Here is a 19,755-nt window from a genome sequence, read left to right as displayed (position 1 = left end):
CGTGATCGAGACGCCCCGGATTCAAACGGCGATCATCCTCGCTGCCGGGGAAGGCAGCCGCCTTCGCACCTCCGCCCCGTACAAGCCGCTCTGCGCGGTGGCGGGGCGGCCGTTGATCGCCCACGCGCTCGAAGGGCTGGCGGAAGCCAGCTTTGTGCGCGCGATCGTGACGGTGAGTTACGGACGCGAGGCGATCGAGGCGTATCTCGGAAGTCGACGCTGGCCGCTGGCGGTCGAGACGGTGCTCGCCGATCACCGCGAACCGAACGGCGTTTCGGTGCTGGCTGCGCGGGATGCGCTGGCGGGTAGCGAGGCGGTACTGGCGATGTGCGACCACCTCGTCAGCCCTGAACTCTACGCCCGCATGGCTCGCGCCGGCGCGGGAGGTGGCCTCCGCCTCGGCATTGACCGGCGGCTCGGCCACGACTGGGTCGACCCGGAGGACGTGACCTGCGTCGCCACCGAAGGCGACCGCATCGTCGCGATCGGCAAGGGCCTCGAGCCGCACGACTGCTACGACACCGGCGTCTTCGCGATCGGCCCTGCGCTGTCGGACGCACTCGCAACTCTGGCGAGCCCCTCGCTGACCGAGGGCGTCCGCCTGCTGGCTGCGCAAGGTCTCGCCCGGATCGTGGATTGCAGCGACATTGACTGGATCGACGTCGACGACGCCCCTGCGCTGGCGAAGGCCGAAGCGTGGATGGCGACCAAGGCGGCGCGGTCGCGGCCTAGCTTTTTCGCGATCCTCCCCCGCCAGGGGGAGGTGGCCGCGTAGCGAGACGGAGGGGGAGGAACGTGCAACGGACGTTGCGTGTCCTCCCCCTCCGTCACCTTCGGCGCCACCTCCCCCTGACGGGGGAGGATCGCATTCCCACTATCGGAAAACCTATTCCGCTTCCTCGCCCCGCGGATCGGGAACGTCGAGCGTGGCGCACGTGCCTACCGCAGCGTTCTCGATCGTCACCGTCCCGCGCAACTGCCGCGCGAGGCTGCCGATCATTCGCATCCCGAGGCTTCTGCGCGACGCCGTCTTCAGGTCGAAGTCCGCCGGCAACCCGCCGCCCTCGTCGGACACCGTCAGCACGATCCGCCCCTCCGCGCTCCGCACCGTAACCAGGATCACGCCGCCGTCGTCGCCATACGCATATTTGATCGCGTTGGTGACAAGCTCGGTAACCAGCAACCCCATGGGGATCGCCACGTCTGCGCTGATCAGGATCGCCTCGATATCGCAGTCGATCCGGTGATTGAGCGATTGTTCGCCCAGTCCCGTAGCGATCCCGCAGACCAGATCGTTCAGCGCGACGATGCCGACCTGATCGCCACGCCATAGCTGGTCATGCGTCTGCGCGATCGCGGTGATCCGCGCCTGCGCATCGCCCAGCATTCGCCGGATCCGCGGATCGTCATCCTCCTGCATCTGGAGATTGAGCATCGCCGAGACCAAAGCCAGGCTGTTCTTCACCCGATGGCTGGCCTCCCGCGTGAGCAACTCTTGATGCGCCATCGCTTCGCTCAGACGCTGCTCGGCCTGCTGTCGCTCAATCGCGACGCCGATGAGATTGGCAAACCCCTGCATGAACGCGAAGTCGGCCGGCTCGAACTTGCCCTCGTCGGGGCTGTCCACCTCAAGCACACCGAAACGCTTGCCCGACGTCTCGACCAGCACGTTGATCGCGCGCCGGATATTGTGCCGCGCCATGAACTCGGGCGTTCGGAACCGCTGTTCGTTCTCGAGATGGTTCGAGATGACCGGCTGCCCTGTCTCCAGCGCAAACCCCGCCGGCGACCCGAGATCGGTCCGCATCTCGGTCGACCCGACCACCCCCGGCTCCCAGCCGATGCCGGCACGCACCAGCAGCGTATCCTGCTCTGGGCGATATTCGAGAAACTTGCAGTATTTCGACCGCATCCCCTCGCCGCACAATTCGGTCGCACGCTGCAACATCGGCTGCAGATCCCGCGCCCGCAAAGCCTCGATCCCGAAATCGGCGAGGATCGACTGCTGGCGAAGACGATATTCGAGTTCGCCAGCAGCAGGCGCGGCATCACCGCCGGGAGAGTGTTCTACGACAGGCATCGTCCTCAGCGAGTCAGCTTCTTGTACGCCAGACGGGTCGGTCGATCGGCGGCGTCACCCATCCGGCGGCGCTTGTCCTCCTCGTACGACGCGTAGTTGCCCTCGAACCACTCGACATGGCTGTCGCCCTCGAACGCGAGGATGTGCGTCGCGAGGCGATCGAGGAAGAAGCGGTCATGGCTGATGACCACCGCGCAACCTGCGAACGTCTCCAGCGCCTCCTCGAGCGCACGCAGCGTCTCGACGTCGAGATCGTTGGTCGGCTCATCGAGCAGGAGGACGTTGCCACCCTCCTTGAGCATCTTGGCCATGTGGACGCGGTTGCGCTCACCGCCCGACAGCTGGCCGACCTTCTTCTGCTGGTCCGGCCCGCGGAAGTTGAACGCGCCGACGTAAGCGCGCGTCCCCATCTCCTGCTTGCCGAAGCGGAAGATCTCCAGCTCGTCGGAGATTTCCTGCCAGACGTTCTTGTTCGGATCGAGATCGTCGCGGCTCTGGTCGACGTAACCGAGCTTGACGGTCGAGCCGACCTCGATTGTGCCTTCGTCGGGCGTTTCCTGGCCGGTGATGAGCTTGAACAAGGTCGACTTGCCCGCGCCGTTCGGGCCGATCACGCCGACGATGCCGCCCGGGGGCAGCGTGAAGTCGAGGCCGTCGAACAGCAGCTTGTCGCCGTACGACTTGGTCAGGCCCTTCGCCTCGATTACCTTGCCGCCGAGACGGGCTGGCAGCTGGATCAGGATCGCGGCCTTGCCGGCGACGCGGTTCTCCTGCTTCTCCATCAGCTCGTCGAACGCGCGGATACGCGCCTTTGACTTTGTCTGGCGCGCCTTCGGGGTCTGGCGCATCCACGCCAGCTCGTCGGCGATCGCCTTCTGCTTGCCGGCCTCTTCGCGCTCTTCCTGGCTGAGGCGCTGTGCCTTCTTCTCCAGATAGCCCGAATAGTTGCTCTCGTAGGTGTAGTAGCGCCCGCGATCGAGCTCGAGCACCCAGTTGACGACGTTGTCGAGGAAGTAGCGGTCATGCGTCACGAGGATGACGTTGCCGGTATATTCCTTCAGGTAATTCTCCAGCCACGACACGCTTTCGGCGTCGAGATGGTTGGTAGGCTCATCGAGCAGCAGGATCTGCGGCTTCTCCAGCAGCAGCTTGCAGAGCGCGACACGGCGCTTCTCGCCGCCCGACAGGTTGGTGACGTCGGCGTCGCCCGGCGGGCAGCGCAGTGCTTCCATCGCCTGTTCGAGCTGGCTGTCGAGCGCCCAGCCGTCGACCGCGTCGATCTTGGCCTGAAGCTCGCCCATCTCCTCCATCAGCGCGTCGAAGTCGGTGTCGTCCTGCGGATCGCCCATTTCGGCCGAGATCGCGTTGAACCGGTCGACCAGATCCGCGACCGGACGGACGCCGTCCTTGACGTTGCCCATGACGTCCTTGGTCGGATCGAGCTGCGGCTCCTGCGCCAGATAGCCGACGTTGACGCCTTCTGCGGCCCAGGCTTCGCCGGTGAAATCGGGGTCCATGCCGGCCATGATCTTCATCAAGGTCGACTTGCCCGAGCCGTTGGGGCCGATGATCGCGATCTTGGCCGACGGGATGAACTGGAGGTGGATGTTGTTGAGAACGGGCTTGTTGGCACCGGGGAAGGTCTTCGACAGACCCTTCATGACGTAGGTATACTGGACGGCCATGTGGGTGCCGAGCTCCGTTCTGAATAAAGGCGGGATTTGACGTGCGCAGATAGCGATGCGGCGGGCCGTTGGCAAACGGGGAGCGCCGACATACGCTGCGGTCCATGATGAAACGCACCCTGCTCGCGGCGCTGGCCGCCTCCGCCCTCACCTCACCTCTCGCGGCGCAGCGTACCGCCGCCCCGGCAACCGCGGTCGACACCAAGGTCGCAGCACTGCGTGATAAGGCGCTGACCGACGACACCGCGTACAAGATCGTCGAAGGGATCACGACCGAGGTCGGCCCGCGGATGACCGGCACCGAGGCAGCACCGCGGGCGCGCGCCTGGTCGGTCGCCAAGCTGAAGGCGCTCGGGTTCAAGAACGTGCGGATCGAGCCATACCAGCTGCCGGTCTGGTCGCGCGGCACGGAGAGCGGGGAGCTGGTCGCCCCCTATGCGCAGACGCTGCATCTGGTCGGTCTGGGCAATTCGGGCGCGACGCTGCCGGGCGGGCTGACCCTGCCGATCGTGTATTTTCCGACGTACAACGACCTGGCGCTCGCTCCTGACGGCAGCCTGAAGGGTAAGATCGCCTTCGTGTCGAACGCGATGCAGCCGACGCAGGATGGATCGAGCTATGGATCGCAGGGCACCGCGCGCTTCGTCGGACCGAACGTCGCCGCCAAGAAGGGCGCGGCGGCGATCGTGATCCGGTCGATCGGCACCGATCACGGCCGCGGGCCGCACGCGGGCAACACCAATTTCGACGCGGGCGTGACGCCGATCCCCGCAGCCGCGCTGTCGGTCGCGGACGCCGAGCACGTCGAGCGACTGGTGAAGCTCGGCAAGCCCGTGACGCTGAAGCTGGTCCTGGAAGACAAGCAGGTCGGGATACGGGAATCGGGTAACGTCGTCGCCGAGGTTCCGGGCACCGACCCCAAGGCGGGAATCGTGCTGATCGGCGGCCATCTCGACAGCTGGGATCTCGGTACCGGTGCGATCGACGATGGCGCGGGCATCGCGATTACCGCGGCTGCCGCCAAGCTCGTCATGGACAGCGGCCAGCGCCCACGCCGCACGATCCGCGTCGTCTGGTTCGGCGACGAGGAGAGCGGCGGCTTTGGCGGAGCCGCCTACGCCAAGGCGCACGCCGGCGAACGCCATGCGACCGCTGCCGAATCGGATTTCGGTGCCGATCGTGTCTGGCGGTTCGAAAGCAGCCTACCCGCCGGTGCCAAGCCCATCGAGGATCGCCTGACCGTGGCGCTCGCCCCGCTCGGGATCATCCGCGGTGCCGACACCCCCCACGGCGGCACCGATGTCGGCCCGGTGATTGCCACGGGCGTCGCCGGAATCGATCTCAACCAGTCGGGTCTGCGCTACTTCGACTACCACCATACGCCCGAGGACACGCTGGATCTGATCGACCCCGAACAGCTCCGCCAGAACGTTGCGGCCTGGACCACGGTGATCGCGACGGTGGCCAATGCACCCGAGGAAATCGGGCCAATTGTGCCTCAGAAGTGACGAATTGCATGAACCAATTTGTCATCGTTCTGCCGCAAACCTTGCGGACAGATGAATTTAGCGGATTGACCGCCCGCCGGGGGCCGCTATTTGACGTGACTTCGCGACGGCAATCGGGTCGGCCGCGAGTGAAACTATGCTTGGGAGCATTCGAATGAAGAAGATCGTTCTGATCGCTGCTGCCGCCGGCCTGATGTCCGTCGCAGCCTGCAGCAAGTCGCCAGAAGCCGCCGCAGTTGAGAACAACGCGGACATGCTGGCTGACAACATGGAAATGCAGGCTGACAACATGGACGCCATGGCGGACAATACCTCGAACGCAGTCGCTACCGACGTGCTCGAGAACGCTGCTGACAACATGAACGCAGCTGCCGACAACGTCCGTGACGCTGCCGACGAGAAGACCGACAACATGAACTAAACCCTGTCGGGCGTTCGCGCTTGATAGAGTATTAGTGTCGGAAAGGGCGCTCCTTCGGGAGCGCCCTTTTTCTTTGTGTCTTTTGCTTTGCAGATGCTTGCGCTAACGCAGGCGCCGGTGGGGCCTGTAGCTCAACGGTTAGAGCTGGCCGCTCATAACGGCTAGGTTGCGGGTTCGATTCCTGCCGGGCCCACCAACCACTCCCATGATCACGCGACGGTCCCGTCAGCCCTGAGCGCGGTGATCTTGTCCGCCGTGTAGCCAAGTCCGTCGAGCAGCGTATCGGTATCGGTATGCCCGTCGGCCATGTGTGGTGCGACGGTTGGCGTGGCGGAGTAACGCGGCGCGGGCATCGGCTGGATCACGCCCCCCGCCTCCGTAAACGTGCCGCGCGCGACATTGTGCGGATGCGCGGGTGCCTCGGCCAGCGACAGCACCGGCGCGAAACACGCATCGGTGTGTTCGAGAATCGCGCACCATGCGTCACGCGGCCGGGTCGCAAACAGCGCCGCGAGCTTTTCCGACAGCGCCGGCCAGCACCGCGAATCCATCTGCCGATCGAATTCGGGATCCTCGGCAAGGCCCGCCTTCTGACGCAGCACTGCATAGAATTGCGGCTCGATCGCGCCGATCGACACGTATTTTCCGTCGGCGCAGGCATAGGTGTCGTAGAAATGCGCACCGCCATCGAGCAGGTTCACGCCGCGCTCGTCGCGCCACAGGCCTTGGCCGTGGAAGCTCCAGATCATGCTCATCAGCAGCGCGGCACCATCGGTCATCGCGCAGTCGATCACCTGCCCCTGCCCGGTGGTCCGCGCGTGGAGCAAGGCGCTGACCATGCCGAATGCCAGCATCATCGCACCACCGCCGAAATCACCGACCATGTTGATCGGCGGCGTCGGCTTTTCTCCTGCGCTGCCGAACGCGTGCAGCGCGCCGGCAAGTGCGATATAGTTGATGTCGTGGCCCGCGGCCTGCGCGTACGGCCCGTCCTGCCCCCAACCGGTCATCCGGCCATAAACAAGCCGCGGGGTCGTCTCGATCAGCACTTCCGGCCCGAGCCCCAGTCGTTCAGTCACACCCGGCCGAAAACCTTCGACAAAACCATCTGCCGATGCGACCAGATCACGAACGATGCCAATCCCTTCGGCGGATTTGAGGTCAACGGCGATCGTCTTGCGGGATCGGAGCAGGATATCCTTGGCGGGATCGCCGCCCGGCCCGCTCTTCTTAGCGCCCGGTCGTTCGATCCGGATCACCTCCGCGCCGTGATCGGCGAGCATCATGCAGGCGAACGGCGCGGGACCGATCCCGGCAAGCTCGACGATCCGGATTCCGGCAAGCGGGCCGGTCATCGCAGCGACCCCATACCGCGCCGAAGACGATATCCTGCCATGACGCCTCTCCGATGGCTTCTTATCGGAGCAGCGTCACAGCATTCGCAGACCCGGTCAAGCGACCGGCGCTTACCCGATCGGCAGGTCGAGCAGCAGCTCGCGGACGTAGCGCACCGGCGGCGAACCATGCGCGAGCAGCGCGTCGTTGTAGCGCTTGAGATCGAACGCCGCGCCCTGCCGCTTTTTCGCCTCCTCCCTCAGTGCCATGTGCTCCGAATAGCCGGTGAAATAGCTCAGCAACTGGGTCGAGCCGAGCGAGGCGCGGACCCATTTGCCCGCCGCCTCGCGCTCCTGCTGGAACGCGGTGTGCGTCATCAGCTGCATTGCCTCGTCGCGCGTCATGCCTTCGGTGTGGATGCCGATGTCGAGCAGCGAGTTCGAGATCGAGCGCAGCCGCATCTTGAGCACGGTGAGCTTGAACAGCGGATCACCGTTCAGATAGCCCTCGTCCGCCATCATGCCCTCCGCATAGACCGCCCAGCCCTCGACGAACGGTCCCGACCCGAGCACCGCGCGCAGCGTCGACTGCGTCGCATTGGCGTGCGCGAGCTGGAGGTAATGCCCCGGCATCGCCTCGTGCACCGCGAGGTCGTGGATCATGTAGTCGTTATATTCGCTGAGGAACGAGGTCGCCTGCGCCTCGGTCCAGTCGTCGGGGATCGGCGACACGGCGAAGAACGTGCCGAGGTTCTTCTCCAACGGGCCGGGCGAATCGCAGTAGGCTACCGCGACGCCCTGCTGGAACTTGGGCATGGTGATGATCTTCACCGGGCTGTCGGGCATCCCGACCAGCCCCTTCTCGCGGACGAATGCGGTCGCCTGCGCCAGTGCCTTGGTCGAGGCGTCGATCATGCCGTCGCGTGCCGGACGCTTGGCGTAGGTGAGTTCGAGTGCGAGCTGGATCGCGGCCTGTTGCTGCGCTTCGGACGGCTTGTCGGGAAGCAGCAGCGCGCCCTTCTTGGCGCCGAAGATCTGGCGCGCGATCGCGTACATCTGCGCGCGCGTGTCAACGATCGCAGCCTGCGCGCGGCGCTTGATCTCGGTCCGGGTGAGGTCGGATTGCAGCGCGAAGCCGAGCTTCTTGTCATAGAGCGCCGCCCCGAGGCGGAAGTCGCCCTTCGCACCGGGAACGAGCGTCTTGTCGAGCCAGACCTGGTGCTCGGCGACCGCCGCCTTCAGTTTGACGAGCGCGGCGTCGAACCGCTTGGCGTCCGCTGCGGACAATTCGCTCTTGTGCGGCGCGAGCATGCTCTCGGCGATGTCGACGATACCGCTGTTCTGCTTCGCCACGGTCGTCGCGTAGATCGACGGCACGCGGGCGACCACGATGTTGGCGCGCGCCTGGGCCAGCAATGCAGGGAGCGCCGCCATCCGCGCGGTCGCCGCATTTAGCCGGTGCGGCCACGGCGCAAAGTCCCGCGCGGCGAGCGAATAGAGCGAGCTGCCGGCGATGTCGTTATAGACCTGCGGATCCCACGCCCACCCGCCGAGCGTCTCGGTATCCCAGATGTCGTAGCGGAGCGCATTGTCGAGCAGTGCCGCGTCGACCTGCTCCTCGCGCGACAGGGCTTTGCGGTCGATCCGCTGGAGGTCGGCGAGCATGGCCTTCGAGAACGCCTCTCGCCTGGCGCGTCCTGCGGCGGACATGTCGGTGATCTGCGTGTCGAAGCGGTGATCGCCGAGCGATGTCGCCGACGATGGATTGAGGCGGGCGAGGCCATCGACATAGCGCTTCGACAGCGACGCGAACGCGCTCGTCTCGGCTTGCGCGGCCAGCACGGGCGCAGGGATCGACGAAACGGGCAGCGCGAGCATCGCGGCGCCGAGCAACAGACGGAAATTACGCATCATGGAATTCCTGACGATCAGCGCTGTGGCGCGAGTTGTGCGTTCAGATAGACGGTGACGAGCGCGGCGCGCTTGGCATCCTCGATCTTGTCGGCGCCCGCCGCGTGGCCGCCTTCGGGGTTCTCATAGTAAAAGAACGGATCGCCATAGGCCTCCAGCCGCGCGGCGAATTTGCGTGCGTGGCCGGGGTGGACGCGGTCGTCCTCGGTCGAGGTGTAGATGAACGGCGTCGTGTATTGCACGCCACGCTTCAAATTCTGGTACGGCGAATATTTCGAGATGAACGCCCAATCCGCGGGCTTGTCCGGGTCGCCATATTCGCCGATCCACGACGCCCCTGCCGACAGATGCGAATAGCGCTGCATGTCGAGCAGCGGCGACCCCATCACGATCGCGCCGTAAAGGTCAGGACGCTGCTCCATCGCGACGCCGACCAGGAGGCCGCCGTTCGAGCGTCCCGAGACGGCGATCTTGCGCTTGGCGCTGACGCCGGTCCGCACCAGATCGTCGCCGACCGCGTGGAGATCGTCATACGCCTTTTGCCGGTTCTCGCGCAGCGGCATCTGGTGCCAGCGCGGCCCGTATTCGCCGCCGCCGCGGATGTTGGCGAGCACGAACGCGTTGCCCTCCTCGACCCAGAACAGCCCGGCCGGACCCGAACGATAGGGCTGGTCGACGAGGTAGGTCGGCGTCTGCGCGTTGCGGAACCCACCATAGGCGTGGACCAGCGCAGGCACTGGGCCAGTCGTGCCTTTCTTCCGCACCAGGAAATACGGGATCTTCGTGCCGTCCTTCGAGGTTGCGAACCGCTGTTCGACCTGCATCGTCGAGGCATCGAACCGCGCGGGCAGCGTGTCGACTGTCACCGGCTTGGCATTCGGGCGGACGGCATAAAGCGCGGGCGGGCTGAGAAAGCTCTCGACCACCGCGAACGCGACGTCGTCCTTGCCCGCGGTCGCATCGAGGTGGATCGTCGACGCGGTCGGCAGCGCCGCGACGCTTTGCGTCCAGACGCCGTCCGCGCCGCGCGTCAGCGACACGAGCCGGCCCGAGACGTCGTCGAGCATCTTTACCCACAGCACCGACTTGCTCGAATCGACCTGTTCCACCGCCTGCGTCGCGGTCGGCACCAGCACGCGCTCGATCGACGGCGAGCGGCCTGCCAGCACGTCGGCGACGCTGTAGGCGACGATGGCCCCCGCCGGCATGCCACGCCAGTCGGAGGCGAGCGTCGCGATCAGTCGGCCATCCAGCACGGCATTGACCACCGCATCGTCGGGTAGCGGCGACGCAACCAGCCGGCCGTCCGCGCCGACATGGCTCCGCTTGGCATGGAAGAAATCGACCAGTCGCGACACGAGCGCATAGCGCCGATCGCCCTCGGCGAAGACGCTGGTGTCGATCCCGACGTCGCTCTTCGCCGCGCTCGTGATTTCGGTGGCGGCGGTCAGCGGCGTACCGCGCCGCCACAGCTTGACGGTGCGTGGCAGACCCGAGGTGGTGAGGCTCTCCGTGCCGAAATCGGTCGCGACATATAGCATATCGGGTCCAGCCCAGTTCAGCCCGGTCTTGAAGTTCGGCACGACGAAGCCGTCAGCAACGAACTTGCCCGTCGGAATGTCGAACTCGCGCTCGACCACCGCGTCGCCGCCGCCGTTCGACAGCGCGACCATGCAGCGATCGTACGACGGCGAGCGGCACGTCGCGCCCTTCCACACCCAGCTCTTGCCCTCGGCCTTGCCGAGCGCATCGACGTCGATCAGCGTCCGCCATACCGGCTTGCCGCTGGTGAACGAGGCGAGCGACGCAACCCGCCACAGGCCGCGCACGTTGGTCTTGTCCTGCCACAGGTTCAGCACCTGATCGCCGAGGATCTGGTCGGGCGTCGCGATCTGGCGGTCCGCCTGCAACAGGTCGAGTGCGCGCTGGCGGTAGCGCACATAGCCGGGCTTAGCTTCGAGTGCGGCGAGCGACTGCGTGTTCCACCGCTTCACCGTATCAAGCGCACGCGTGCCGTGGATGTCCTCGAGATACGCGTTCGGGTCGGCGGCGGGCGGCGGAGCCGACGTCTGGGCCAGCGCGGTCGTGGAAAGGGCCAGCAAGGCCAGGAACGGCAGGCGTCTTTGCATCATCACTCTCTTTCGTTCGATGATGCGACCTTAGGCAGCGTGGTCCGCTACGCCAGCCCCTTCTCTTCAGATCATTCAGCCTCGAGCGCGAGCAGCGCGAACGTCGCCAGCCAATGCTCGCCCATGTAATCGTCCGCGAGATGCGGCAGCGCGTCGGCCAAGTGCGCGTCGGCGATCGCGCGCGCGGCGGCAGGATCGGGCAGCGCGTCGGCGATCGTCCGCCAGCACCACGCGCGCGACAGGTTCACGCCGTCGAGATGCGCGAGCCGGCCGTCCGACCGGTCGCTGACGATCGCGGGAGAGCGCAGGCATGCCGTCGCGGCACCGAACGGATCGGGCAGGAACGCCGCCAGCCACGGCGCGAACTCGGCCCCGAGCACGTCCTTCATCAACGCCGCCTCGCACAACGTCGCCGACAGGAAATCCTCCCCGCTCGGCTCAAACGGCCGGTAATCGCGATCATCGCCATACCAGTCCCGCGCGCGCGCCTCGATCAGCGTCGCTAGCGGCGCTTCATGCGTCCGCGCCCAGCGTAGCGCGTGAACAAGCGCGAATGCCGTGCAGTCATGCTTCCCGCTCCGCACCGGGTAGATCAGTTTCGGCAGATACGCCGCAAACCGGGCTGCGAACGCACGCGCCAACGGCTCGACCGCCGCCGCCCAGGGCCGGTCGGGTCGTCGTGCCAGTTCGTTATGGAGCGCGAGCAGCCAACCCCAGCCATAAGGCCGCTCGAACCCGCCGGTACCTGGCCGACCGAGATAGGCCACCTCGCCGGCTATGAGCGCGGGAACGAGCATCCGGTCCGCCAGCGCTTCAACCGCCGCGACCTCTGGCATGTCCGGATACAGTCGCGCGAGCCGCATCACCTGCCACCAGCCATGCACGCAGCTATGCCAGTCGAAACTTCCATGGAATACGGGATGCAACGTCTTCGGCAGCGCAAGGTCGCTTGGCCCATCGAGCACCTGATCGAGCTTGTACGGCCATTCGCGGGTGAGATGCCCCAGCGTCAGCCCGGCGAATCGCGCAGCGGTCGTGCCGTCTAGCCTGTCCGTCATCGCATCGTCCTCGTGATAGCGTCCTCGTGATAGCGCCGTGTCCGTCAACTGCTGTGGTCGGCGACGATCTGCCATACCGTCCCGCGTCGCTCGAACACCAACGTCGTCATCCCACTTTCCACGGTCGACGGCCCGGTCAACGTCCAGCGCGCGAACAGCAGCGCGTGCCGCGGATCGATCCCGCGCATCTCCAGGAACGCGAACGACAACGTACCGCGAGCATTGCCCGTGCCACGGAAACTCGGCCGGTATTTGGCGGCGATCGCGTCCCTTCCGCGCAACAGCCCTTTCGGCGTCACGAACACGGCATCGTCGGCATAGACTGCCATGAACCGGACGAGATCGCCCGCATTCCAGCCGGCCGCGCTCGTCTCCATCGCCTGTCGGATCGCGGTTTCGGCCGAAACCTGCGCCGGTGCCGCGGAAGCGGGCGTTGCGGCCAGAGGCAGGCCGACGGTTGTCGCGGCGATCATCGCGATCGGCACCATGATAGCCCGCATCATTCTTTCCCCATCAAATCGAGTAGCGCCGCTTCGGTGACCGGCTCCGAGAACAGAAAGCCCTGATACAGGCCGCAGCCGCCCGCCGCGAGCAGTTCCAGCTGCGACGGTGTTTCCACGCCCTCGGCGATCACCGCCAAGCCGAGCGACCGCGCCATCGTGATGGCACCGGCCACGACCACCCGGTCGCGTGCCGAGCCGTCGATGTCGCGCACCAGCGACTTGTCGATCTTGACGTAATCGAGCGGCAGCGACTTGAGATAGGCGAGGCTCGAATAGCCTGTCCCAAAATCGTCGATCGCCACGCGACAACCTGCCCCGCGCAATTCCGCGAGCAAGGCCGATGCCGCCGCCAAATCCTCGATCAGTCCGGTCTCAGTGATCTCGACGGTCAGGCGGCCGCGCGGAAACCCGCTCTCGTCGACCCGCGCCAGGAACAGCGCAGCAAAACCCGGCCTGGTGATATCCGCCGCAGTCAGGTTCAGCGACACGCGCAGCGCGCCGAGCGCGTCCGGCCACGCCACCGCGCGCGCCAGCACCAGCCGCTGGATATGATCCGACAGCGCGATGCCCAGGTCCGCACGGTCGGCGGCGTCGAACAGCGTATCGGCTCCCAGCGGTCCGAGGGTACGGTGGTTCCAGCGGGCCAGCGCTTCGACCCCGGCGATCCGACCACCCGCAATCTCGACCTGGGGCTGCCAGCGCAGATCGATCTCGTCGCGTTCGATCGCATGATGCAGGTCGATCGCCAGCGCATCGATCGGCGCGACGCCGTCCGGCAACGCCACGTGCAGCACCGACCCGTCGCTCGCCTTCGCCTCCGCCAGCGCCTCGCTGGCCCGGCGCAGCAGCGCTGCGGCGTCGTCTTCCGGCTGGCGCTGCGCCACGCCGAACCGGCAGCCCAGGACCGCGCGCGTATCCGCCACCCGGAACGGCCGCGCGAGGGCGGCATCGAGCGCGGTGATCGCCGCCGTCACCGCCGCGCCGGACGCCTCGAGCACCAGCGCGAATTCCGACCCGCCAAGTCTGGCTACCATCGAATCGACGCCGATCGACGCGTGCGCGATCATCTCGGTTCTTCGTACCGCCGCCTCGATGAGTGCGTCGACCGCTGGACGGCCGTGCGCCGCGTTGACGATGTCGAGCCGCGACAGCGACACCAGCACCACAGCGACTGGGCAATCACCAGCGATCCGCTCGATGATCCAGCGGCGAACATCGCCAGTTTCGCGGTCGTAGAGCGAGGCACCGGGAATCTTGCGCCGGTCAGTCGCGCTGCCCGCCGCGCGCACTGCATGACGTCCAGCGAACCGCAACGCCTGAACGAGTTCGCTGTCGCTGGCGGGGCTTGCGAGGAACTGTGTCGCGCCGGCATCGAAGAACTCGCCGATCGCCTCGACGTCGCCGCGCGACACCAGCACCAGCAGCGCAGCGCCATTGGTCGCGACCAGTCCGCCCAGCGCCAGCGTCGCGGCAAGCCCTTCGTCAAGCGCCCCGCGCGCATCGATCACGGCGACCGCGGCACCGCTCGCGAGGAAGCGGCTTTCGATCGCGACGGCATCGCTCGACACCGCCGCATGCCAGTCGGCACCAGCGCCGGCGCCGGCCAAGATCGCTGCAATTTCACCACGTTGACGGAACGATACCGCGAACAGCGTCGTTGCGGTCTGCATGTCTTCCATATCCGTCGCACCCCGCTCCATCGGTGCGAGCCTAGCCGCCGTATCGACGCGCGCCAATCTATTACCAGCCGATCCGGCCTTGTTACCGGGACAGCCAGGTCCTAGCTCTGGAGCGATGACGCTCGCGCCAACCCCGATGCAGAAGCCGTTGCGCGACACGCATGGTCGCACGATCAAGTATCTGCGCATTTCGGTGACCGACCGGTGCGATCTGCGCTGCCGCTATTGCATGGCCGAGCAGATGACGTTCCTGCCGCGCGCCAAGCTCTTAAGCCTCGAAGAGATCGCGATCATCGCCGAACGCTTCATCGCTCGCGGCGTGACGAAGATTCGCCTTTCGGGTGGCGAACCGCTGGTGCGCCGCGACGTCGCCGAACTGGTCCAGCGTCTCGGCCACAACATCGGTTCGGGCTTGGAAGAGCTGACGATGACCACAAACGGCACGCGCCTCGCACAGCATGCCGAGGCGATGGTCGATGCCGGCATCCGTCGCGTCAATGTCAGCATGGACAGCCGCGACCCGGAGCGCTTCCGCTACATCACCCGCCACGGCGATGTTTCGCAGGTAATCGGCGGCATCCATGCCGCGCGGGATGCTGGGCTCGCGATCAAGATCAACATGGTCGCGCTGAAGGGCTTCAACGAGGACGAGATTGCGCCGATGCTCGCTTGGTGCCGTGACGAAGGCTTCGACCTGTCGCTGATCGAGACGATGCCGCTCGGCGCGATCGACGAGGACCGTACCGATCGCTTCCTGCCGTTGACCAAGGTGTTCGAAGATCTCGGCCAGCAGTTCACCCTCGCCCGCGATGCGCACAAGACCGGCGGTCCTGCGCGCTACTGGAATGTCGACGGCACGACGACCAGGCTCGGCCTGATCTCGCCGCTAACGGCAAACTTCTGCGATGGCTGCAACCGGGTGCGCCTGACCACCGAAGGCAAGCTCTACATGTGCCTCGGTCATGACGACCAGGTCGATCTCAAGGCCGCGTTGCGCGAAGGCGGAACCGCCGGGCTTGATGCAGCGATCGACGCCGGCCTGTTCGCCAAGCCGAAGGCGCACGACTTCCGCATCGGCGCTGGCGAGGGTCCCGCAGTTGCACGGCACATGAGCGTCACCGGCGGATGAACAGATACGAGCGGCGGGCGCTGGTCGCGTCCAATACCCCGCCCGCTCGTGCCGCCGAGGCTGAACTCGCCGACCTGGGCGACTGGGTACCCGTCGAGGATGCCGACGTCATTATCGCACTCGGCGGCGATGGGTTCATGCTCCAAACGCTCCACGCCATGCTCGAACGCCGTAAGCCGCCCGTGCCCGTTTTCGGCATGAACCTTGGCACCGTCGGCTTCCTGATGAACGAATGGCGCCATCACGGCCTCGGCGACCGGCTGGAGCGCGCGAAACCGTTCAAGGTCATCCCGCTCAGCATGACGGCGCTTGGCGTCGACGGGCGCACGCACACGCTGCCCGCGATCAACGAAGTGTCGTTTCTGCGTGAGACCCGGCAAACCGCGAATCTCGAAGTGACGGTGAACGATCGCATCGTCCTGCCCGAACTTGCCTGCGACGGTATCCTCGTTGCCACGCCTGCGGGCTCGACCGCGTACAATCTCTCGGCGCACGGCCCGATCCTGCCGCTCGGCTCTGGGATGATCGCGCTGACGCCGATCAGCCCGTTTCGCCCTCGGCGCTGGCGCGGTGCGATCCTGCCGGACAAAGCGCGCATCGGCATCCGCGTGCTCGATCCGGCCAAGCGCCCCGTCTCCGCCGTCGCCGATCAACGCGAGATACGAGACGTCGCCCGGGTCGACATCTGCATGGACCGCGCGCGCGAACTGACGTTGCTGTTCGACCCGGAGCACGCGCTCGACGACCGCATCACGATGGAGCAGTTCGTCTCCTGACCCCCGTTTATCGCGGACTTTGCATTTTTGCGGCGAAACCCGCTTGCATCGTCCGACTGGCCGTTTATAGAGCCGCCTCCGGCAACGTTCCCTGATAGCTCAGCGGTAGAGCTCTCGACTGTTAATCGAGTGGCCGTAGGTTCGAATCCTACTCAGGGAGCCATTTCCTCGTTCGCGGGGGTGCTGAGAAGTTCGCGGAGGCTTGCAAGCCCGCGGAAATCCTCACAGTTGAAGTTCGGTACGGTTCGAGACCGTTTGGTAGCGCCTAGTCCCGAGTGGGGCCCCCTTTGGGGGCACTAGTTTTCGGCGCTAGGAGCACCGTATGCTGACCGACGCCAAGTGTCGGAATGTACGGAAAGCCGCAAGCCATAGAAGATCGCCGAAGCGCGCGATCATGGCGGATGAAGCATCGATTTCGCGACACGGAGAAGCGGCTGACGTTCGGCCGCTATCCGGACGTGTGCCCGAGTATGCTCGGGAAATGCGCAACGCCGCGCAACTGCTGCTTCGTGCCGGGATCGATCCTGCGATCGACTGAGTGTCAGCAGCGGCTTGCAATTCGTGGACAGGCGGTCAGACTTCCGATGCGGCGTGACTGGCGACACAGGTGGGTAACCACCGGGGAGCGCGGCATCCATCAGGCCGCTCGCCTGGGCCGCTCCACAGAAGGAAGCGGTATGAGAATAGCTGTATTCTTATTCGATGGCGTCACGGCGCTTGATCCTATCGGGGTTTATGACCCCCTCGCTCGCCTGCCAGATACCGATATCATATTCGTCAGCGAGACCGGCGGTCCGTGTCGGACCGGCGATGACTTCCTATCGCTGACACCGTCAGCCGCGATAGGAAACGTAGAATCGGTCGATATGCTTCTTATCCCAGGCGGCAGTACCGTTGGCCTACGACAGTGCATGGGCAGCGAAGCGTTGCGTTCAAGCATTGTGCGTATCGACCAGACGACGATCATCACCGCATCAGTTTGCACGGGGTCATTGATCCTCGGCGCGTCCGGTCTGCTTCGTGGCCGGAAGGCGACCACTCATTGGAGAGCAAAAGATTATCTTGTCCATTTCGGAGCGGAATATACAGGCGACAGGGTGACCAAGGCCGAGAAATACTGGACCTCCGCGGGCGTCACGGCGGGGATCGATCTTGGTCTTGCGCTATGCGGTCACATCGCTGGCGCTGAGGTGGGCGGTGCGGTTGAATTAGCCATGGAATATGATCCAAAGCCACCATTCGGCACTGGCAATCCGCACAACGCATCGGCCGATCGCCAGAGGATCGTAATGGAAGTTCTGCGGGGATAGGTCGAGCGGCCCGGTAGCTTCGTACAGTCGAATAACGGTAACCGGGTCGATGATTTCGGAACTGCCATACTCCCAAAATCCGGTCCCGATCGAGACGGTCGGCCTCGGTAGAAACCGCCCTTTGCGGAGGTTTGGTTTGGCGTATACACGTCGTCATGCCTGTCGAAGGAAGCTGTCACTGCGGCAATGTGCGGATCGAACTGCCAAGCCTGCCTGCTTGGGTGGCGGACTGTAATTGCTCGCTCTGTCGGCGAACTGCCTGGCGCACCGCCTACTACCCGCCTGCCGATGTTCGCATATCTGGCGAAACCGTCGCCTATGTCTGGGGCGATCGCATGATCGGTATCCACCATTGCCCGGTGTGCGGCTGCGGCACGCATTGGCAGACGCTTGACGAGGATTTTGGCAAGATCGGCATCAATGCGCGCCTGCTCGACGATTTCGACGAAAGCGCTGTGGAGGTCAGGAAGTTCGATAACGCAGCGTGATCGGTTTGGCGACGGACAGTCTTTTCACCTGTCACCCGTCGTTCTCGCACATCGGCGAGGAGCAATCGTACCGCGTCGGTGAGGCGTTCGGGCGGCCTGCGCGTTGGGTGCGGATGATAGTCAAGACATTGCGGATGCGGCTCATTCTGGCCGCGGTGCCGCTCATCACCCTGGCCCCGGCGGGGTTCGCCTTTGCTCAGGACGCTGCCACCCTACCTGCGGATGCGCCCTCGAAACGGTCGATCGCGATTGCCAAGCAGGCAGTTACCGATCCCGCCAGCCGTGCCGTCTACGCCAAGGCGGGGTGGCGTGCGGTCTGGTCGGCGCGCAATAGCGAGGCCTTCGACCGCGTGCTGGCGGATCGCGCGCGCCACGGCCTGGACCGGATCGCGTTCCTCGCGGATCCGGTCGGAAACGATGATGTAGCGCGGACGAAAGCCGCGCTCGAGTACGCCGGTGCACTTTCGCAGGGTCGGGTCGATCCGGCGTCGCTGCACGAGGTGTATACACTGCCGCGTCCCAAATCAGACCTTGCCGCCGGTCTGACGCGGGCGCTGGCGAAAGGCGATCTCGCAGCGTGGTTCGATGGACTGGCGCCGCAGGATGCGGAGTACAAGGCGCTGTCCGAAGCGTATCTCGCGTTCAGCGCGAAGGCGACCGTTGCAACCCCGGTTCAGGCAATCCCGTCCGGCGTAATCCGCGTCGGCAATCGCGACGCACGGGTAGCGACGATTGTCGAGCAGCTGGTGGAAAGCGGATATCTGCCGACCGTGACGGACCCAGGGTCGGTGGCCGCCGATCCGCTGGCCCCTGCCTCGCCGATAGCGCTTTCGCACGCGCCATCGACAGCCGCCCCGATGCTCTACACACAGGCGATGGCTGACGCCTTGAAGGGGCTCCAGACCGATTACGGCATCGCCGCCGATGGGATCGTCGGACCCGAGACGTTGAAGGTGCTCAACCTCGGCGCCGGCGACCGCGCCCGGGCGCTCGCCGTCGGGCTAGAGCGGCGCCGTTGGCTCACACGGACGCCGCCGGCGACACGGATCGACGTCAACACCGCTGCCGCGCAACTCCGCTATTACCGGGACGGCGCGGTGGTCGACCAGCGCAAGGTGATCGTCGGCGAGCCCGGCCGCGAAACGCCGGCGCTGTCGTCGCCGATCTATCGCCTCGTCGCCAATCCGACGTGGACGGTGCCCAAGTCGATCCAGAACGGCGAGATGGCCAATGTCGGCGAGGACTATCTCGCTGCGCACAACATGGTGCTGCGCGATGGCTGGATCGTCCAGCAACCGGGGCCGAGCAACGCGCTGGGTCTGGTCAAGTTCGACATGGCGAACGACCAGGCGATCTATCTCCACGACACGTCCGCACCGGGGCTGTTCGAGCGCAGCCAGCGTCATCTGAGCCACGGCTGCGTGCGCGTCGAGGACGCGCTGGGGTTCGCGCAGATGCTCGCCGAGGACCAGGGCGTCACCGAAGCGTGGCAGACCGCGCAGGCGTCGGGCGAGATGACCTTCGTACCGCTGCCACGCCGTATCCCGGTCCGGCTGCTGTACCATAATGTCTATGTCGACGATGGCGGGCGGGTGGCGTTCCGCACCGACCCTTATGGCTGGAACGATCCGATCGCGGAACAGCTCGGGTTTGCCAAGGCGTCGGCGAAGCGGGCGGAGGCCCAGGCGATCGATATCGGCCCCTGATACGACGCGAAATGGCATCGTATTACGCTACCCTCGTC

General features: G+C 65.6%; 16 protein-coding genes, 2 tRNA genes and 1 riboswitch. Of the genes, 10 read left to right on the top strand and 8 right to left on the bottom strand.

Translation table 11 applies throughout. The annotated features are described in order from the left end of the window. Position 1 precedes the first annotated feature (1 nt). A complete protein-coding gene (locus O6W96_RS00355; RefSeq protein WP_353467737.1) occupies positions 2–775 on the top strand; it encodes an NTP transferase domain-containing protein in 774 nt (257 codons plus the stop codon). A 111-nt stretch (positions 776–886) separates the two neighbouring features. On the opposite strand, the gene O6W96_RS00350 is transcribed toward O6W96_RS00355, so the two are convergent. Next, positions 887–2,080 carry a sensor histidine kinase gene (locus O6W96_RS00350; RefSeq protein ID WP_353467736.1) on the bottom strand — a complete coding sequence of 398 codons (1,194 nt, stop codon included), beginning with the start codon at positions 2,078–2,080 and terminating at the stop codon, positions 887–889. A 5-nt stretch (positions 2,081–2,085) separates the two neighbouring features. Then, entirely contained in the window at positions 2,086–3,765 is a 1,680-nt protein-coding gene (gene ettA / locus O6W96_RS00345) for an energy-dependent translational throttle protein EttA (RefSeq protein ID WP_093399227.1), read from the bottom strand. Between the two features lie 104 nt (positions 3,766–3,869). Here ettA and O6W96_RS00340 point away from each other — a divergent pair, with 104 nt between their 5' ends. The 3 genes from O6W96_RS00340 (at position 3,870) to O6W96_RS00330 (ending at position 5,890) form a co-directional block, all read left to right on the top strand. Further along, positions 3,870–5,273, top strand: coding sequence for a M20/M25/M40 family metallo-hydrolase (locus O6W96_RS00340; protein WP_435372159.1), 1,404 nt, complete (start codon positions 3,870–3,872; stop codon positions 5,271–5,273). A gap of 154 nt (positions 5,274–5,427) precedes the next feature. Continuing rightward, positions 5,428–5,694, top strand: a complete 267-nt coding sequence (locus O6W96_RS00335; RefSeq protein ID WP_031393308.1) for a hypothetical protein — start codon at positions 5,428–5,430, stop codon at positions 5,692–5,694. A gap of 120 nt (positions 5,695–5,814) precedes the next feature. Then, a tRNA-Ile gene (locus O6W96_RS00330) sits at positions 5,815–5,890 on the top strand. A 13-nt stretch (positions 5,891–5,903) separates the two neighbouring features. On the opposite strand, the gene O6W96_RS00325 is transcribed toward O6W96_RS00330, so the two are convergent. The 6 genes from O6W96_RS00325 to O6W96_RS00300 all read right to left on the bottom strand — a co-directional run bounded on the left by O6W96_RS00325 (position 5,904) and on the right by O6W96_RS00300 (position 14,299). Beyond that, the gene (locus tag O6W96_RS00325; RefSeq protein ID WP_353467735.1) at positions 5,904–7,049 is read right to left on the bottom strand and encodes a CaiB/BaiF CoA transferase family protein; all 1,146 of its coding nucleotides are present in this window, start codon (positions 7,047–7,049) and stop codon (positions 5,904–5,906) included. A gap of 111 nt (positions 7,050–7,160) precedes the next feature. After that, the gene (locus O6W96_RS00320; protein WP_353467734.1) at positions 7,161–8,939 is read right to left on the bottom strand and encodes a DUF885 domain-containing protein; all 1,779 of its coding nucleotides are present in this window, start codon (positions 8,937–8,939) and stop codon (positions 7,161–7,163) included. 17 nt (positions 8,940–8,956) lie between these two features. Continuing rightward, positions 8,957–11,068 (bottom strand): prolyl oligopeptidase family serine peptidase, encoded by a 2,112-nt coding sequence (locus tag O6W96_RS00315; RefSeq protein ID WP_353467733.1) that lies wholly within the window; start codon positions 11,066–11,068, stop codon positions 8,957–8,959. Between the two features lie 71 nt (positions 11,069–11,139). Further along, positions 11,140–12,126 (bottom strand): DUF2891 domain-containing protein, encoded by a 987-nt coding sequence (locus tag O6W96_RS00310; protein WP_353467732.1) that lies wholly within the window; start codon positions 12,124–12,126, stop codon positions 11,140–11,142. 44 nt (positions 12,127–12,170) lie between these two features. Next, positions 12,171–12,626, bottom strand: coding sequence for a YybH family protein (locus tag O6W96_RS00305; protein ID WP_353467731.1), 456 nt, complete (start codon positions 12,624–12,626; stop codon positions 12,171–12,173). Then, positions 12,626–14,299 (bottom strand): putative bifunctional diguanylate cyclase/phosphodiesterase, encoded by a 1,674-nt coding sequence (locus tag O6W96_RS00300; RefSeq protein ID WP_353467730.1) that lies wholly within the window; start codon positions 14,297–14,299, stop codon positions 12,626–12,628. The genes O6W96_RS00305 and O6W96_RS00300 overlap by 1 nt, the downstream gene beginning before the upstream one ends. Positions 14,300–14,423: 124 nt before the next feature. Between O6W96_RS00300 and moaA the strand changes: the two genes are divergently transcribed. The 6 genes from moaA to O6W96_RS00270 all read left to right on the top strand — a co-directional run bounded on the left by moaA (position 14,424) and on the right by O6W96_RS00270 (position 19,717). After that, entirely contained in the window at positions 14,424–15,437 is a 1,014-nt protein-coding gene (gene moaA, locus O6W96_RS00295; RefSeq protein WP_353467729.1) for a GTP 3',8-cyclase MoaA, read from the top strand. Continuing rightward, the gene (locus O6W96_RS00290; RefSeq protein ID WP_353467728.1) at positions 15,434–16,213 is read left to right on the top strand and encodes an NAD kinase; all 780 of its coding nucleotides are present in this window, start codon (positions 15,434–15,436) and stop codon (positions 16,211–16,213) included. The genes moaA and O6W96_RS00290 overlap by 4 nt, the downstream gene beginning before the upstream one ends. 88 nt (positions 16,214–16,301) lie before the next feature. Beyond that, positions 16,302–16,376, top strand: a tRNA-Asn gene (locus O6W96_RS00285). 418 nt (positions 16,377–16,794) lie between these two features. Then, positions 16,795–16,876: riboswitch (ZMP/ZTP riboswitch) on the top strand. A gap of 14 nt (positions 16,877–16,890) precedes the next feature. Then, the gene (locus O6W96_RS00280) at positions 16,891–17,523 is read left to right on the top strand and encodes a DJ-1/PfpI family protein (protein WP_353467727.1); all 633 of its coding nucleotides are present in this window, start codon (positions 16,891–16,893) and stop codon (positions 17,521–17,523) included. A 155-nt stretch (positions 17,524–17,678) separates the two neighbouring features. After that, positions 17,679–18,011: a GFA family protein gene (locus tag O6W96_RS00275; RefSeq protein WP_353467726.1), complete on the top strand. Its 333-nt coding sequence runs from the start codon at positions 17,679–17,681 to the stop codon at positions 18,009–18,011. Further along, positions 18,008–19,717 carry a L,D-transpeptidase family protein gene (locus O6W96_RS00270; protein WP_353467725.1) on the top strand — a complete coding sequence of 570 codons (1,710 nt, stop codon included), beginning with the start codon at positions 18,008–18,010 and terminating at the stop codon, positions 19,715–19,717. Before O6W96_RS00275 ends, O6W96_RS00270 begins: the two co-directional genes overlap by 4 nt. The last annotated feature ends 38 nt before the right edge of the window (positions 19,718–19,755 follow it).

Source organism: Sphingomonas faeni, assembly GCF_040407495.1.
Classification (GTDB): domain Bacteria; phylum Pseudomonadota; class Alphaproteobacteria; order Sphingomonadales; family Sphingomonadaceae; genus Sphingomonas; species Sphingomonas faeni_D.
This window is presented reverse-complemented; position numbering and strand designations above follow the sequence as displayed.

Coding starts and splice junctions, on each gene's coding strand:
- O6W96_RS00350 (WP_353467736.1), bottom strand. CDS start 2,080: ATGCCTGTCGTAGAACACTCTCCCGGCGGTGATGCCGCGCCTGCTGCT.
- ettA (WP_093399227.1), bottom strand. CDS start 3,765: ATGGCCGTCCAGTATACCTACGTCATGAAGGGTCTGTCGAAGACCTTC.
- O6W96_RS00340 (WP_435372159.1), top strand. CDS start 3,870: ATGATGAAACGCACCCTGCTCGCGGCGCTGGCCGCCTCCGCCCTCACC.
- O6W96_RS00335 (WP_031393308.1), top strand. CDS start 5,428: ATGAAGAAGATCGTTCTGATCGCTGCTGCCGCCGGCCTGATGTCCGTC.
- O6W96_RS00325 (WP_353467735.1), bottom strand. CDS start 7,049: ATGACCGGCCCGCTTGCCGGAATCCGGATCGTCGAGCTTGCCGGGATC.
- O6W96_RS00320 (WP_353467734.1), bottom strand. CDS start 8,939: ATGCGTAATTTCCGTCTGTTGCTCGGCGCCGCGATGCTCGCGCTGCCC.
- O6W96_RS00315 (WP_353467733.1), bottom strand. CDS start 11,068: ATGCAAAGACGCCTGCCGTTCCTGGCCTTGCTGGCCCTTTCCACGACC.
- O6W96_RS00310 (WP_353467732.1), bottom strand. CDS start 12,126: ATGACGGACAGGCTAGACGGCACGACCGCTGCGCGATTCGCCGGGCTG.
- O6W96_RS00305 (WP_353467731.1), bottom strand. CDS start 12,626: ATGCGGGCTATCATGGTGCCGATCGCGATGATCGCCGCGACAACCGTC.
- O6W96_RS00300 (WP_353467730.1), bottom strand. CDS start 14,299: ATGCAGACCGCAACGACGCTGTTCGCGGTATCGTTCCGTCAACGTGGT.
- moaA (WP_353467729.1), top strand. CDS start 14,424: ATGACGCTCGCGCCAACCCCGATGCAGAAGCCGTTGCGCGACACGCAT.
- O6W96_RS00290 (WP_353467728.1), top strand. CDS start 15,434: ATGAACAGATACGAGCGGCGGGCGCTGGTCGCGTCCAATACCCCGCCC.
- O6W96_RS00280 (WP_353467727.1), top strand. CDS start 16,891: ATGAGAATAGCTGTATTCTTATTCGATGGCGTCACGGCGCTTGATCCT.
- O6W96_RS00275 (WP_353467726.1), top strand. CDS start 17,679: ATGCCTGTCGAAGGAAGCTGTCACTGCGGCAATGTGCGGATCGAACTG.